Annotated in this window: 20 protein-coding genes and 1 riboswitch; of the genes, 16 read left to right on the forward strand and 4 right to left on the reverse strand. The window is 47.6% G+C overall.

The genetic code is table 11. From position 1 onward, the window contains the following. Positions 1–33: 33 nt before the first annotated feature. The gene (locus KNO72_RS09800) at positions 34–930 is read right to left on the reverse strand and encodes an aldo/keto reductase (protein ID WP_214758025.1); all 897 of its coding nucleotides are present in this window, start codon (positions 928–930) and stop codon (positions 34–36) included. A 148-nt stretch (positions 931–1078) separates the two neighbouring features. Here KNO72_RS09800 and KNO72_RS09805 point away from each other — a divergent pair, with 148 nt between their 5' ends. The 4 genes from KNO72_RS09805 (at position 1079) to KNO72_RS09820 (ending at position 3108) form a co-directional block, all read left to right on the forward strand. Next, on the forward strand, positions 1079–1690 hold the full coding sequence (locus KNO72_RS09805) for a protein kinase family protein (RefSeq protein ID WP_214758027.1): 612 nt from the start codon (positions 1079–1081) through the stop codon (positions 1688–1690). Positions 1691–1768: 78 nt separating this feature from the next. After that, a complete protein-coding gene (locus KNO72_RS09810) occupies positions 1769–2098 on the forward strand; it encodes a four-helix bundle copper-binding protein (protein WP_012727586.1) in 330 nt (109 codons plus the stop codon). A gap of 92 nt (positions 2099–2190) precedes the next feature. Continuing rightward, a complete protein-coding gene (locus KNO72_RS09815) occupies positions 2191–2703 on the forward strand; it encodes a GNAT family N-acetyltransferase (protein ID WP_078147820.1) in 513 nt (170 codons plus the stop codon). Positions 2704–2769: 66 nt separating this feature from the next. Next, positions 2770–3108 carry a zinc ribbon domain-containing protein YjdM gene (locus KNO72_RS09820; protein WP_078147819.1) on the forward strand — a complete coding sequence of 113 codons (339 nt, stop codon included), beginning with the start codon at positions 2770–2772 and terminating at the stop codon, positions 3106–3108. Positions 3109–3145: 37 nt separating this feature from the next. Here KNO72_RS09820 and KNO72_RS09825 read toward each other — a convergent pair whose 3' ends face one another. Further along, positions 3146–4603, reverse strand: coding sequence for an aldehyde dehydrogenase family protein (locus KNO72_RS09825; protein ID WP_214758030.1), 1458 nt, complete (start codon positions 4601–4603; stop codon positions 3146–3148). A gap of 127 nt (positions 4604–4730) precedes the next feature. Between KNO72_RS09825 and KNO72_RS09830 the strand changes: the two genes are divergently transcribed. Together KNO72_RS09830 and KNO72_RS09835 are read left to right on the forward strand one after the other, a co-directional pair. Beyond that, complete coding sequence (locus tag KNO72_RS09830) at positions 4731–5090, forward strand: hypothetical protein (protein WP_214758032.1); 360 nt, start codon at positions 4731–4733, stop codon at positions 5088–5090. An 85-nt stretch (positions 5091–5175) separates the two neighbouring features. Beyond that, the gene (locus KNO72_RS09835; protein ID WP_214758034.1) at positions 5176–5877 is read left to right on the forward strand and encodes a YjjG family noncanonical pyrimidine nucleotidase; all 702 of its coding nucleotides are present in this window, start codon (positions 5176–5178) and stop codon (positions 5875–5877) included. Here the strand turns inward: KNO72_RS09835 and KNO72_RS09840 are convergent. Next, entirely contained in the window at positions 5856–6305 is a 450-nt protein-coding gene (locus KNO72_RS09840) for an NUDIX hydrolase (RefSeq protein ID WP_074035444.1), read from the reverse strand. The genes KNO72_RS09835 and KNO72_RS09840 overlap by 22 nt on opposite strands. A 55-nt stretch (positions 6306–6360) precedes the next feature. On the opposite strand from KNO72_RS09840, the gene KNO72_RS09845 reads away from it, so the two are divergent. Genes KNO72_RS09845 through KNO72_RS09855 form a run of 3 tightly spaced genes read left to right on the forward strand, consistent with a single transcriptional unit; the run spans position 6361 to position 7990 of the window. After that, on the forward strand, positions 6361–6963 hold the full coding sequence (locus KNO72_RS09845) for a pentapeptide repeat-containing protein (protein WP_214685240.1): 603 nt from the start codon (positions 6361–6363) through the stop codon (positions 6961–6963). Further along, on the forward strand, positions 6960–7787 hold the full coding sequence (locus KNO72_RS09850) for an aminoglycoside 6-adenylyltransferase (RefSeq protein ID WP_214758036.1): 828 nt from the start codon (positions 6960–6962) through the stop codon (positions 7785–7787). Before KNO72_RS09845 ends, KNO72_RS09850 begins: the two co-directional genes overlap by 4 nt. 50 nt (positions 7788–7837) lie before the next feature. Further along, a complete protein-coding gene (locus KNO72_RS09855; RefSeq protein ID WP_012727577.1) occupies positions 7838–7990 on the forward strand; it encodes a hypothetical protein in 153 nt (50 codons plus the stop codon). A 7-nt stretch (positions 7991–7997) separates the two neighbouring features. Here the strand turns inward: KNO72_RS09855 and KNO72_RS09860 are convergent, their stop codons facing one another. Then, a complete protein-coding gene (locus KNO72_RS09860; protein WP_240499863.1) occupies positions 7998–8402 on the reverse strand; it encodes an ion channel in 405 nt (134 codons plus the stop codon). 127 nt (positions 8403–8529) lie between these two features. After that, positions 8530–8634: riboswitch (TPP riboswitch) on the forward strand. A 91-nt stretch (positions 8635–8725) separates the two neighbouring features. Between KNO72_RS09860 and tenA the strand changes: the two genes are divergently transcribed. From tenA to KNO72_RS09895, 7 genes are all read left to right on the forward strand, one after another. Then, the gene (tenA, locus tag KNO72_RS09865; protein WP_078147812.1) at positions 8726–9400 is read left to right on the forward strand and encodes a thiaminase II; all 675 of its coding nucleotides are present in this window, start codon (positions 8726–8728) and stop codon (positions 9398–9400) included. Next, positions 9397–10188 carry a hydroxyethylthiazole kinase gene (gene thiM / locus KNO72_RS09870; protein ID WP_078147811.1) on the forward strand — a complete coding sequence of 264 codons (792 nt, stop codon included), beginning with the start codon at positions 9397–9399 and terminating at the stop codon, positions 10186–10188. Before tenA ends, thiM begins: the two co-directional genes overlap by 4 nt. After that, entirely contained in the window at positions 10185–11024 is an 840-nt protein-coding gene (gene thiD, locus KNO72_RS09875; protein ID WP_214687667.1) for a bifunctional hydroxymethylpyrimidine kinase/phosphomethylpyrimidine kinase, read from the forward strand. Before thiM ends, thiD begins: the two co-directional genes overlap by 4 nt. After that, positions 10993–11634: a thiamine phosphate synthase gene (gene thiE / locus KNO72_RS09880; protein WP_214758038.1), complete on the forward strand. Its 642-nt coding sequence runs from the start codon at positions 10993–10995 to the stop codon at positions 11632–11634. Before thiD ends, thiE begins: the two co-directional genes overlap by 32 nt. A 24-nt stretch (positions 11635–11658) precedes the next feature. Then, positions 11659–12297, forward strand: a complete 639-nt coding sequence (locus KNO72_RS09885; RefSeq protein WP_214758040.1) for an SDR family oxidoreductase — start codon at positions 11659–11661, stop codon at positions 12295–12297. A 114-nt stretch (positions 12298–12411) separates the two neighbouring features. Beyond that, positions 12412–13977, forward strand: a complete 1566-nt coding sequence (locus tag KNO72_RS09890; RefSeq protein ID WP_214687665.1) for a GGDEF domain-containing protein — start codon at positions 12412–12414, stop codon at positions 13975–13977. 42 nt (positions 13978–14019) lie between these two features. Then, complete coding sequence (locus KNO72_RS09895) at positions 14020–14475, forward strand: OsmC family protein (protein ID WP_078147806.1); 456 nt, start codon at positions 14020–14022, stop codon at positions 14473–14475. The last annotated feature ends 45 nt before the right edge of the window (positions 14476–14520 follow it).

Raw genomic sequence — 14520 nt, forward strand, 5'->3', positions numbered from 1 at the left:
TAATTCAGTGGGATTTATTTGATGAAGTTTCCTTCAATCAACATCTCGACCGCGTGCCGCCTTCAAAATTTCGAACCATTCTTCACGAGTGAGATCAATTTGAAGAGCGTCGACTCCCGTCTGAACGCGCTCGATTTTTCCAGATCCGATGATTGGCATGATATTCGCAGGGTGTTTGACGAGCCATGCATACACAATCGAGTCAATTCCGCTTGCATTGTGACGAGCACGAATTTCCTCGAGTTTTTCACGAAGGGGTGCATACTGTTCATCTTTGAAGAGCTGTCCCCCGGCTAGTGGGCTCCAAGCCATAAGTGGCATTCGTTTTTCGTGACACAAATCGACCGATCCGTCCTCAAAGTGTTTCAATTGCATCGGAGAGAGTTCGAGTTGATTCGTCACAAGTTGGAATGGAAGGCGAGATTGAAGCAAGTTCTGTGTAGCCGGAACATGATTAGATACACCGAACTCACGTACTTTACCACTATCGCGCAAGATGATGAAGGCTTCGGCCACTTCATCCGGATTCATCAGCGGATCTGGACGGTGGATGAGTAATGTATCAATGTGGTCAATTGCCAACTCTTTTAACGAACGCTCTGCTTGCGCAATGATATGCTCTTTTGTCGTATCGTAATAATTGAGTGTTTGACCTGGGTTAAATGACCCCGTCAATTTAATTCCTGTCTTTGTGACGATCTCCATTTGGTCTCGGAGTTCAGGCTTTAACTTTAAGGCTTCTCCAAATAAACCTTCACATGTGTAACCGCCATAAATGTCTGCATGGTCGAATGTCGTGATGCCAAGCTCGAGACATTGTTCGATGAATGTGAGGCGTTCCTGTGGGGTCATGTCCCAATCAGCGAGCCGCCACATCCCATGGACGATGCGTGAGAATGATAGTTCTTCTGTCAAAGCGATACGTTGCATAATAACTCCTCCTTGGTTATCAGTCGCTCTTCATTATACGTCTTACGAGAATGGGCGTCACTTGTCACCTACTCAAGCAATTTTGGCGTCAAATGAGCTTGAATGAGCTATGATGAGAGGGAAGAGAAATAGGAAAGAGGCGTGACAGATGAGTGACTATGAACAATATGCGGACGTCACCTTCGAACAGGTGGGTGACTCGTTTCAGGTAGCCTCGATGCACCCAGATCTTCGTTTACATGGGATTGGACGAAGTGCGGCCGTGTTTCGTTTAAAGGAAAAGAATCGTGTCATTAAAGTGTTTTTTCCAGGCTATGAACAAATCGCAACCGAAGAGGCAGCGATCTATGAAAAACTTAAGGGACTCCCTTACTTTCCGAAGTGCTATGAGTCCGGTGCGTCATATATTGTGATGGATTACATCGAAGGAAAGACGCTATTTGAGTGTCTGACGGAAGGTGTCTGGATTGACCCTTCTTATATCGAGGTAGTGGATGAAGCGCTTCGACAAGCACGATTATTAGGACTAACGCCATCGGATGTTCACTTGCGTAATATCATTTTGACACCGAACGGGCAGATTTTCTTGATTGATTTGGCACGTTTCAGACAAGGGCAACAAATCGATCATCAGTGGGAAGACTTGAAGCGGATGTATCGATTGTATCGCTATCGTTTCATGCCGAAACAATATGATGAGTCACTGCTGAATCGAATCGCTTACTTGTATCGTAAGTTCGTGAACGACCCGGATTCTTGAACCGGGTCGTTTTTCTTTCGCTTATTAGGGAACAGGAGTAATGTGTCTAAAGTTGAGGAAGCGAAAGGGGAATGATGTATGGCTCACCGGATTTATGCGAACGAACTTGAAATGCTCCACGAATGTGTAGAAACGTGCAACTACTGCCTGGAATCTTGTTTAGAAGAAAAAGATGTTCAGATGATGGTCGATTGTATCCGACTCGACCGCGAATGTGCCGCTGCCTGTGCGTTTCTTGCCGAGGCGATGACGCGTGACTCGGCATTCGTTCCTGAACTCGCGCGAGCGTGTGCGGTCATCTGTAAAGCATGCGCACAGGAGTGCGGGAAACATAAGCACGCACATTGCCAAGAATGCGCAAGAGTTTGTACTGAATGCGCCTCGATGTGTGACCGCTTAGCCGCATGATTTGAGTGACCGGTTGATGGGACCGGTCACTTTTTTCGTGTCTTTTGAAGAGGGGATTCGTATAATGAAAAAAACGAAAAGGTGGTATGGGGATGATTCGCAATTGTCGACGAGATGATCTTCAAATGATTTTACATATTTACAATGATGCGATTGTAAACAGTACGGCCGTCTATCACTATCAACCGGTGACACTCGAGAATCGAGTGGCATGGTATGAGGAGAAGAAAGAACAAGATTGTCCAATCATCGTATGGGTCGAGGATGACGTCGTCATGGGGTTTGCGACGTTCGGGCCATTCCGTCCGTGGCCAGCGTACCATTATACGGTCGAGCATTCAGTCTACGTGCATCCCGGTTACCGCGGGAAAGGCATTGGTAACAAACTGTTAAAAGAAATCATCCGTATCGCCGAAGTGAGAGGAGTGAAAACGGTGATTGGTGGAATCGACGCATCGAACGTGACGAGTATCCGTGCGCATGAAAAAGTTGGATTCGTTCATTCCGGTACGATTCGAAATGCCGGATATAAATTCGGCAAATGGCTCGATTTATCGTTTTATCAACTTGATTTAGAAGGTCCTGCATCGCCTACGGAAGAGTGAACGGTCTAGAAAGACTGAGCCACCATACGATATACTGGAACGAGTGAATCGAATGGAGGAAATGGAATGACTGAGTACCCGAATTGCCCTAAATGCCAATCATCTTATGTGTACGAGGATGGTCCGTTGCTCGTATGCCCGGAATGTGCATATGAATGGTCACCGCGTGAGGCGGCAGAAGCGGAAGCGGCGTCACAAATCAAAGATGCGAACGGAAATCCGCTTCAAGACGGAGATACCGTCACCGTGATTAAGGATTTAAAAGTGAAAGGGACCTCGCTTGTCGTCAAACAAGGAACGAAAGTGAAGGGGATTCGACTCGTGGAAGGTGACCATGACATCGACTGTAAAATCGAGGGACTTGGTGCGATGAAACTGAAGTCGGAGTTCGTGAAGAAAATCTAAAAAAGTGTTTCGGCGAGTTGCCGAAACACTTTTTGTATTACGAGAAGAACGGTTTGTACTCGCGACGTTCATGCATGACGGACACCCATTGAAGCGTCGTGAACTCTTCGAGTACCCATTCACCGTTGAAGCGTCCGAGGCCAGAGTTTTTCTCGCCTCCGAACGGCATGTGCGGTTCATCGTTGACCGACTGATCGTTGACGTGAATCATGCCAGTTTCGACTTTTCGTGCAAAATTGGTTGCACGGTAAACCGAGCCATGGACGGCACCGCTCAATCCGTACGGTAATTCGTTCGAAAGACGGACAGCCTCTTCGTCATCTTTAAACGAAAGGATGACCGCGACAGGACCGAATATTTCGTTTTTCGCGAGCGGCATGTCATTCGTGACGCCACTGAGGACGGTCGGTTCGAGGACGTTGCCGTCCGCTGTCCCGCCAGTATGAACGGTCGCACCGGCATCAACCGTTTTCTCGATTTGGTCTAAGATGCGATCGACTTGATCGTGGTCGATGAGCGGGCCGACTTGCGTATCTTTTTCATTCGGGTTACCTGCTTTCAACTGTTTAACGCGCTCGACATAACGATTCACGAACTCGTCATGAATCGATTCGGCGACGAGGATTCGGTTCGTCGACATACAGATTTGTCCTTGGTGGAAGAACTTGCTGTAGACGGCTGATTCGACGGCACGGTCGAGGTCGGCATCATCGAGAACGACAAACACGTTATTCCCACCGAGTTCAAGTGCTGTTTTCTTCAACAAACGACCTGCCTTTTCTGCAATCCCTTGACCGACCTCGGTCGAACCTGTGAACGAGATGAGGCGCGGGATTGGGTGTTCGACGATGGCGTCCCCGATTTCAGACCCTCGTCCGACGACAACGTTGAGCACACCTTTTGGAAGTCCTGCTTCTTCGAAGAGGGATGCGAATAGGAGACCACCCGTGACCGGTGTCGCAGTGGCCGGTTTGACGACGACCGTATTTCCGGTTGCAAGAGCTGTCACGATTGAACGGACAGCCAAGTGGAATGGGAAGTTCCATGGGCTGATGATGCCGATGACCCCAAGTGGTTTGCGATATACCCGGTTCTCTTTATTCGGCACAATCGATGGTTTGATGAGCCCATCCATACGGAAAGGGAATGTCGCGGCTTCTTTGATGATGGCCATTGATGCGGCGAACTCACTCTCTGCTTTGATGCGTGTACTACCGGACTCTTTCACGAGCCAATCGACGATAAAGTCTTTGTTGTCCATCGTCAGCTGGGCAAACTTCTCAATCAATTCACGGCGTGCTTGTGGAAGCATGTCGGCCCAGTCTGTCTGAGACGCTTTTGCTGCTTCATAAGCACGATTCAAGTCCTCTTCATCCGCTGATTGAATCGAGAAGAGAGTCTCGTTCGAGAATGGATTAACGTTGTCAATCGACTTCTCGCTTGAGCCATTTACCCACTCACCATTGATGTACATGTTCGTAAAATCTGTATGCATATTTGAACACTCCTTTATTTTTTCTTCACCATAAGAAGTATTCACTTGTTTTAGAAAAATAAACATGTCAATGTTTTGGATTTGGTAAACTTGAATCAAATAAATTCAACAAATTTAGGAGCAGACGATGAAAACTTTCTGTGTGAGTTTATTCCTCTTCGTGCCTTGGGCGTTTTTTGTGGCGGCAATGGATTATGTTTGGGGTTTTCCATTTGGATATTTAATTGTACCGATGATCATTTGGTGGGTAACGAAGCAATCTTTGAGACATTTACGAATACGCTTTGTATTAGCTTCTTTGCTTGGATCATATGGTGTGTCGGTTTATTTTGCCTACTTGTTTGAGAACGATTGGGGATACTTCTTCAAGCCGTTAAATCTAATGGGGATTGTTCATATGTGGTCGGTCGTGATATTGATTGGGACACTCGTGATTCTGATTAATCATGGTGGTCAAAAATCAAACGAGTCATCTAATAGACATTGAGAGTGGGATGCATGATATTTCCCTTTTTTGATGTTCGATTCTACTTCCTGTACAGTTAAGACGAAGAGAGGGGTTAGAAAGAGATATGAAACGTTATGAAGCGATTTTATTTGATATTGATGACACACTACTAGACTTTAAACAAAGTGAACATGTCGCCTTGGAACAGTTACTTGCATCCTTCAACGTGCGGATGACAGATGAGGTGAAGTCGCGGTATGTCGACATTAATAGCGGCCTATGGCGCGCATTTGAGCGCGGCGAAGTGGATCGTGAAGAAGTACTCATCGGTCGTCACACGAAACTGTTTGATTCGCTCGGACTCACGGTGGACGGTCCGCAGGTCGAACAGCAGTATCGGGACTACTTACATGCAGGCGTACACATGATTGAAGGCGCGTTAGAGATTGTCCAAACGCTGAGCGCGCACTATCCACTCTATATCGTCACAAACGGTGTGACAGAGACGCAATTCAAACGGCTAGAGTCATCGGGACTATTGCCGTACTTCCAAGACATCTTCGTATCGGATGCGACCGGCTCGCAAAAACCGATGAAACCGTTCTTTGACTACGTCTTCGACCGAATCCCGAATGTAGAGCCAGAGAAGGGCTTAATCATCGGCGACTCAGTCACGGCAGACATCGCCGGTGGGCGGATGTATGGTTTGGATACTTGCTGGTTCAATCCAAACGAAGTGGCCGCGACGATCGAGTCAACGTATGAGATTCGACATTTAAACGAGTTGAAATCGCTACTCTACGTTCAAGCTGGATTGAGTGAATGAGTTGGCAAACGGTTCGGGAGTTGAGCGAGTATTTCCGGATAAAGCGTGACGTCTTGTAGACGGTCAAGCTTTATCCAACGATAAATCAGGTGATCTCCTTCAGGTCCATAAAAGTCTCCGTCTTGGAGCGGGAGGTCACCGTCTACATAAAAGTACAGTCCAATCTCATGAAACGGCTGATTGTTGTACGTAAATAAGTTCTCATGCACGAAAGCGAACGTGGTATCAGTCACGTGCATGTTCAACTCTTCATGTAGTTCGCGTGCGAGGGCGGTTGCGGCTTCTTCACCGAGCGTGACGCGCCCCCCGGGTAATGCCCAAAAGTCATCTCGGATGTTTCGGTGAATCAATAAGTGACCGTCTTTCACAAAAATACCAGCAACGCGGTAATTGAAAACGCCGTGTTCAGTAGGAAATACGAGATCCATCTATATCACTTCCAATCATTGTAATCTGTTCTAGTATACCTGAAGGAGGGATCATATGTTTCAACCACATACGCAATATCGAGATGAAGATTTTCGTGACGTGACACTCCGTGACGAAGTGTTGTCACACGTCACGTTCGAGAACTGTCGCTTCACATACGTCGATGCGACGGAACTACAGACGGAACGCTGTCAGTTCATCAACTGCGACTTCACGGATTCAAAATGGAATGCGTCCCGTCATGTCGGGAGTTCATTTTTAAACTGTCAATTCCATGGTGCCAATTTGTTCACGAGTGAGTTTGAGCAATGTAAAATGACGGGATCTTCCTTTGAGGAGAGTCAGTTTGAAGGCGTCCGGGTAACGGAAGGGGATTGGTCATTCGTCAACCTTCGTCACGTGTCGCTCAAGAAGATGGATTGGTCCCACGTTCGTTTGGTCGAGGCGGACCTGTATGGAACGGACTTGACCGAGACGGTCTGGCATCAGGCGGACTTGTCACGGGCGACACTTCAACATGCGGTGTGCCGTGGTGCCGACTTCAAAGGAGCACTCGTCGACGGGGTTGATTTTTCGAACGTGACGTTACAACAAACAAAACTAGACGCGATGCAGGCGATTCAAGTCGCGCGCTCATTGGGGGCGATTGTAGAATGAAACCAGAACAAATCATTGAGCAATTGACTGCGTTCGCAAAAGAACGTGAACACATTCGAACGGTCGTCTTGAACGGCTCACTCGTCAATCCGAACATCCGACCAGACCCGTACCAGGATGTCGACCTTGCCTTTTATGTGGAAGACGTCCGAGCGGTTGCGGCCGATCGCTCATGGATTGACACGTTTGGAGAGGTCTTGATCATGCAGACACCTGAAACGACTGATTCCGAACGACATATAACGTTTTTAGTGCAATATGTGGACGGACATCGGATTGATTTGACGATTCGAAGTGTGGATCAACTTGAAACCATGCTCGAAGCCGACTCGCTCAGTCAAATAATCTTTGACCGAGATCATCATCCGGTCGTCACGCCGTCAGACATGTCGTATCGTGTGAAACGTCCGTCTGCTGACGAGTATGCGGCATGTTGGAATGAGTTTTGGTGGGTGTCACTTTATGTTGTCAAAGGAATCAAGCGACACCAGGTGTTATACGCGCTCGACCACCTCGATATCATGCGGAATATGCTCCGTCAGATGATGGAGTGGAACATTGGCTATGCGACGGAATTCTCCGTGAATCTTGGGAAGTCCGGTGACGGAATCCGCGACCACTTGCCGGAAGAGTTATGGGAGATGCTCACGGCAACATACGCTTCAGCTGAGTTGAGTGCCATTGAAGACACACATGACCGCCTGCAATCACTCTTCTTCTTTTGCGCGCAGCGTGTCGCGGAACAAGGTGATTTCGTCTTCCGGGAAGAAGAAGCCAGACGCGTCCGTGCCGCATGTGCTACACTTCGACATTCGAACGATTAATGAGGCCGAGAGCCGGGAAACGCTCCTTATAGAGAAAGGAGCGTTTTTTCATGAACCCATATACGACATTTATTGCTCTTCTAGTCGGAAGTCTTGTCCTCTTTGTCGGCATTCGTTTAAAGAAATGGCCAATCATTTTGGTTGCGATGCTTCCCCTTGGTCTCGTCGCATTTAATATGTTCTTACTCATCACGGGGCGCTAGGACATGTTCACTTGTCTTTTCGATACATCGATTTGATGAAGAAGGCACTCGGTAACAAAATACCGATGGCGCCTTCGATGATGGCGAATAATCGGGTCAAACCAATCGGCAACAAATCACCAAATCCGATTGATAATAAAGTGACCCCGCTGAAATACAGGAGGTTTTCCCAAGTCGGTTCAACGGCATTCATGGATTCGAGTGAAGTCACAAGAATGACTGAATCACGAGACAAAGCATAATAAATCAATGTGAATCCTAACATGACACCAAGTAGGCTAACGAACAACTGAGCGAACAATCTCCCATCAAATCCTGTTTGCTTGTACGTTTTACGTTTGAAAAACCAAAACACGTTCAAACTGATGAAGAGTAACGCAATGGTTAATAAAATCGTATTCAATCCGGACACATCCTTTTCATGTAAATGAGTTCATTTATCCATTCCCTAAGCAATGAATGAAAAACAGAATCGGAAAAGGTTTGCAATTGATGAAAAGATTGATAGAATGTGGTCGAAGACGACTGAATTTCATAATGTTTGCCACTAGGGGAGTCGCGTCACGCGGCTGAGATGGACATGGTCCAGACCCTTCGAACCTGATCTAGTTCACGCTAGCGTAGGGAAGTGGGCGATACGACTCATATGGCTTTTACCTAGATATGACTGTTCGAGACGCCGCTTCCGTTATGGGAGGCGGCGTCTTTTTTATCAGTTTATAAGGGGGAGTTATTATGAAATTTACAGATCACTTACGTCAAGAGGCGGATGGATTGTTTGAGGCAAGCTTTCATCACCCATTTGTTTGTTCACTCGGAGAAGGGACGCTCGATGAGAAGAAATTCAGACATTACGTCATGCAAGACTCATACTATTTGAATCAGTTTTCAAAAGTGCAGGCCAAAGGGGCAACCCTCGCTCCGACGATGGAACTATCGAGCCGCTTTTTGACGCATGCGCTACACACGATTGAGGCGGAACTCTCCCTTCATCGAGAGTTCTTTACGATGCTCAACGTGACGGATGTCGAATTGGCGACATTTGAGCCAGCACCGACCGCTTATGCATATGCCCTTCATATGCAACAGGCAGGACCGACTCTCGGGGACGTATTGGCGTCAATCCTTCCGTGTTATTGGGTGTATTACGAGATTGGAGAACGTCTTAAAGACAAGCGTCCTGATCATCCGATTTATTCGGCTTGGATTGCGACGTATGGTTCGGAGTGGTTCCGTGAGCTGGTGGAAGAGCAAATTGATCGGTTGGATGAACTGGCTGGTCAAGCGACAGAAGAAGAGCGCGTGCGCTATACGAAACTATTCTTGAAGAGTTGCTATTACGAAGTCGCTTTTTGGGAAATGGCTTGGACGCTTGAGTCGTGGTCATTGTCGCAGGAGGTCAACCAATGAGACATGAGATTTGGAATGAGATTCGACAGCAGGCGCCATTGATTCACAATATCACGAACACGGTCGTGGCGAACTTTTCGGCGAATGGATTGCTCGCCATCGGCGCCTCTCCTGTCATGGCGGATGCAATCGAAGAAGTAGCGGAGATGACATTCGTGAGCGATGCGCTCGTACTTAACATCGGTACACTTGGAACGATGACGGAAGCGACGATGATTCGCGCAGGTCAGGCTGCGAACGAAGCGGGATGCCCGATTATACTCGACCCGGTCGGTGTCGGAGCGACGTCATTTCGACGAGATGTGGTCGAACGCATTTTGCGTCATGTTCGTGTATCGGTCATTCGAGGGAATGCAGGAGAGATTGCGACATTGATTGGCGTCGATTGGGCGGCTCGTGGTGTCGATGCTGGTGACGGTGCATGCGAGCCTCGACAATTGGCGCTTGAAGCAGCGAGACGATACGGATGTGTCGTGGCCGTGACTGGAAAAGAAGATATGGTAAGCGACGGGAACGTCGTTATGGAAATACATGGCGGGACGAAACGCATGACCGAGACGACCGGTACAGGATGTTTACTTAGTGCAGTGGTAGGGGCTTGCTTAGCAGTCGAAAAGAACACCCTTAAAGCGACGGTGACCGCCATGTCAGGCTACGCCTATTGCGGTGAGTTGGCGAGTGAACGGGCGGAAGGACCGGGAGACTTCCCGATTCACTTTTTAAATGCGCTCCATCAATTGGCACAGCATACCATTCCGACGAATCGAATTGAGGTGTCGACATCATGAGACCGCAAGTATTGACGATTGCAGGATCTGACTCAGGAGGAGGGGCCGGTATTCAAGCCGATCTTAAAACGTTTCAAGAGCTCGGTGTGTTCGGGACGAGTGTGTTGACTGCGATTACCGCTCAAAACACACTTGGGGTCCATGGAATCGAGGCGATTTCCACGGAAATGATTATCCGACAAATTGATGCGGTAGCGGATGATTTTAACATCACCGCCTGTAAAACCGGGATGTTGGTGGACGCTGAACGAATTGAAGCGGTAGCGAAGGGGCTCGAACGATATCGTTTCGAACATGTAGTAGTCGATCCGGTCATGGTGGCGAAAGGTGGCGCTTCCTTGTTGCAAGTTAGTGCAGTCGAAGCACTGCGCACGAAGCTGCTACCACAGGCGACCATCGTGACCCCAAATATTCCTGAAGCAGAAGTGCTGGCAGGAATGGAAATTCGAACCGAGGCAGACCGTATGAAAGCCGCACAGGCGATTCGAGCACTTGGTGTCGATACCGTCATTATCAAAGGTGGGCATACGGATGATGTGGAAGCCGTTGATTTGATTATGAGCGAGACTGAAACGTTCTGTGTAAAAGCACCTCGAATCCAAACGAAAGATACGCACGGGACGGGATGTACGTTTTCTGCCGCATTGACGGCCGAACTAGCGTATGGGAAGACACTACGCCAAGCCGTCGTAGATGCGAAGCAGTTTATTCATCAGGCGATTGCACATGGACTATCGCTTGGACAGGGGCATGGACCGACGAATCATTGGGGACATCGTTTAGCGAAAGAAGAGGTGATTACCGTTGACGTCATGTACGAAACAAGCGCTCGCTAAGCAGCTTCGCCTTTACTTTGTGTGTGGAACGACGGACACATCTGATTTGGTAGCGACCGTCAAAACGGCTCTTCGATGTGGTGTGACATGTTTTCAATTTCGCGAAAAAGGTAAAGATTCATTGTATGGAGATGAAAAAGAAGCAATGGCAAGGACGCTCCACCGTCTGTGTCGAGAAATGGGTGTTCCGTTCATCATCAATGACGACGTCGACTTGGCGCTCGCGATTGACGCGGATGGCATTCACGTCGGACAAGACGACTTACCTGCCAAACAGGTTCGAGAACGGCTAGGACCAGATAAATGGTTGGGGGTGTCTGTCCATACGATGGAGGAAGTCAGAACGGCTCTTCCATTTGCAGATTATGTCGGCATTGGTCCGATTCATGAGACGCAAAGTAAACTGGATGCAGGACATGTGCGTGGCACGGAACTGATTCAACAAGTTCGCCATCACTATCCACTGCTTCCGATTGTGGGGATCGGAGGTATTCGTCCAGAGCATGTGCCTTCAATCATTCGTGACGGGGCAGACGGCGTTGCCGTCATTTCTGCCATTGCTTCTGCACCGGATGTAGCAACGGCTACCCGGCGTTTCGCTTGTCTCTGAATTCATTTTTGAGGAGGAAGACAGATGAACGTATTTGTAATCGGTGCAAACGGTCAAATTGGCCATCAATTGGTGGAGAAGTTACACAAGGAAGGAAAGCATCACGTCACGGCGATGGTGCGTAAAGAAGAACAACTCGAGGATTTTAAGTCAAAAGGGTACAATGCGGTACTCGGTGACCTCGAAGGTTCAGTAGATGATTTGCAAAAAGCGATTGATGGAATGGATGTTATCGTATTCGCGGCAGGTTCTGGTGGAAGTACTGGAGCAGACAAGACACTCTTGATCGACCTAGACGGTGCAGCGAAGAGTATCGAAGCAGCACAAGCGAACGGGAACATCAAACACTTCGTCATGGTCAGTGCCTTGAAAGCGGAGGATCGCTCAGCTTGGCCAGATTCGATGAAGCCGTACTACGTAGCGAAGCATCATGCAGATCGTTTACTCGAACAGAGTGGACTCACGTACACGATTGTTCGTCCGGGTGCATTGACAGATGATGCGGGAACGGGCAAAGTGAACACGAAATTCGAGGGAAGTGGAGAGATTCCACGCGAAGACGTCGCATCATTCTTGGTGCATGTCCTTCATAACCATTCAAACATGCAGAACAAAGCAATTGATTTGATCAAAGGGGATACCCCAATCGAAGAAACGCTATAAGTGTGTGACATCAAAAACGGGATGAGAAAACCATCCCGTTTTTTGTCGCGTTAAAGAGGGAAAAGAACGCAGGATAACGAAATAGAAGAATACGAACAGGTGAGGAGGTTCCGCATGACCGAGATGTTCATTTATCTGGCGGTCTATTTGTTGCCGTCATTTTTACTCGGCTTTTTAGCACTCGATGTCTTTCAACGAAATCCGAATAAAGTCGAGCATCGTTTGCTGAGCCTGTTTGTGTTCGGTTATTCGATGCTCTTCTTGGCTGAATTTGTCCGCCATCTATCGCCGATTGAATACAGTCCGGCACTCATTGCCTATTGGTTTGGGAACGCTGGGATTTTCATTTTTATCTTCTCTGTTCATTTCATATTAAGTATCACAGGCGTCGGCGCAAAGGCACCGAAGTGGTTGTATCCATGGGTCGTCTATTTACCATTGATTCCTGTTGTGTTGACGTATGTCCGTCAGGAGAATATCATCAACAGTCAACAGTTTGAACAAGTAGGCATTTGGATTTATCCTGAGTTCAACTCATCGTATTTAACTACGTTGACCGTCGGAAACATTTTTCACATCTTGATTATTGGTCTCATTTTTTATGCATTGAAGCGTGCGGAACGAAGAGAACACCAACGCGTATTGCGCATGCTTTTTTGGACTGCAAATGCCGTACTAATATGGGATATTGTATTCGGCTACTTTCAATTTCGTGGGTTGATCCCACCCTATTCATACATGTATGGGGGGCTTGTTTGGGCGGTAGCATTGGTAGTTGCAATGAATCGTTTAGACTTCTTAACCTCTTATGTAAAACGATATGGAACACTTTATAATTTAAATCCATCCGCCATCTTGTTGATTGACCCGGATGGGAGGGTGGAAAGTACGAATCCGGCCGCACGCACGCTATTTCACACTGTCCGTGTCGTGAATGAACGGTTTATCGATTTGTTGCCAGAAAAGAAAAAAGCAGAATGGGTGGAACACTATCACCAACATGTTCGGACACGTAAAAAGTTTATAGAATTCGAAACGAAGATTATGACGAAATCTGGGCAAGAGCTTTACGTTGTCATTGATGGGGATTTTGTCGATATCGACCGCACGATTCACGGGATGATTATCATTCGGGATGTCCACTCGTTTAAAGAGGCCGAGCAAACAATCCGATTCTTTGCCTATCATGACCCACTGACGAAGTTGGCGAACCGACGTGCATTTTATGAACGCGCAGACCAGGCGTTGCTTAGTTCCTCGATGCTGTCTTTATTGATTATTGATTTGGACGGTTTTAAAGCAGTCAATGATACGTACGGTCACCAGATTGGAGATTATTTCTTAACTCATTTGGGTGGATTGCTGGAAGCGTCGACACGAGACGTTGGCTTGGCCTCTCGTGTTGGCGGGGATGAGTTTTATATTTATTTAGTGGATTTAACAGAATCGGAAGTGCTTGCATTTATTCACGAACTTCAGATGACGTTAAATCAAAACCCTTACCACACGTCCGATGTGACGATTCCAATCCGTGCGAGTATTGGGGTCAGTCATGCTCCCGACCAAGGAACAAATTTAGACACGTTGATCCATAAAGCGGATCAAGCGATGTATCAGATCAAGCAAGATGGAAAAAATGATTACGCCATCTATGACGAGGCGTTACATGGTCCGAAATAAAGGGAAAATAGTAGTGTTTGATTATGGAGAGGAGGATGCAACATGTCAGAAAGACCATTAGTAACGATGCGCGCCGAAGGAGAAGCCGGAGGCGTTAAGACGACTGTGCGTGTAGGCGATCACACCCCATTTATCGTGGATGAGCCAGAACGACTCGGTGGGACGAACAAGGGACCGAATCCACTCGAGTATCTTCTCGGTGCCCAGTCGTCCTGTACGACCATCATGATTGCCTATGCCGCCCAGGATTTGAACTTTGAGTATGAAGGGGTCGAGTTTGTAACAGAAGGGACGCTCGATCCTCGAGGATTCCAAGGGATGGAAGGTGTCCGAACTTACTTTGAGTCGACACATATGAAAATCGTATTGGATACGACCGAATCGGATGAGCGAATCGAAGCATTAAGGAAGGCTGTCGAGGCACGTTGTCCAATTCATAATCTCATGCATGCAGCAGACGTAGCTATGACGGCAGAATGGACTCGAAAATTAGGATGAGGGCAACCTCATCTTTTTTACATAGAAATCGAGAAAAGAGTACGG

The sequence above is a fragment of the Exiguobacterium sp. s123 genome, from assembly GCF_018617075.1.
Taxonomy (GTDB): Bacteria; Bacillota; Bacilli; order Exiguobacteriales; family Exiguobacteriaceae; genus Exiguobacterium; species Exiguobacterium profundum.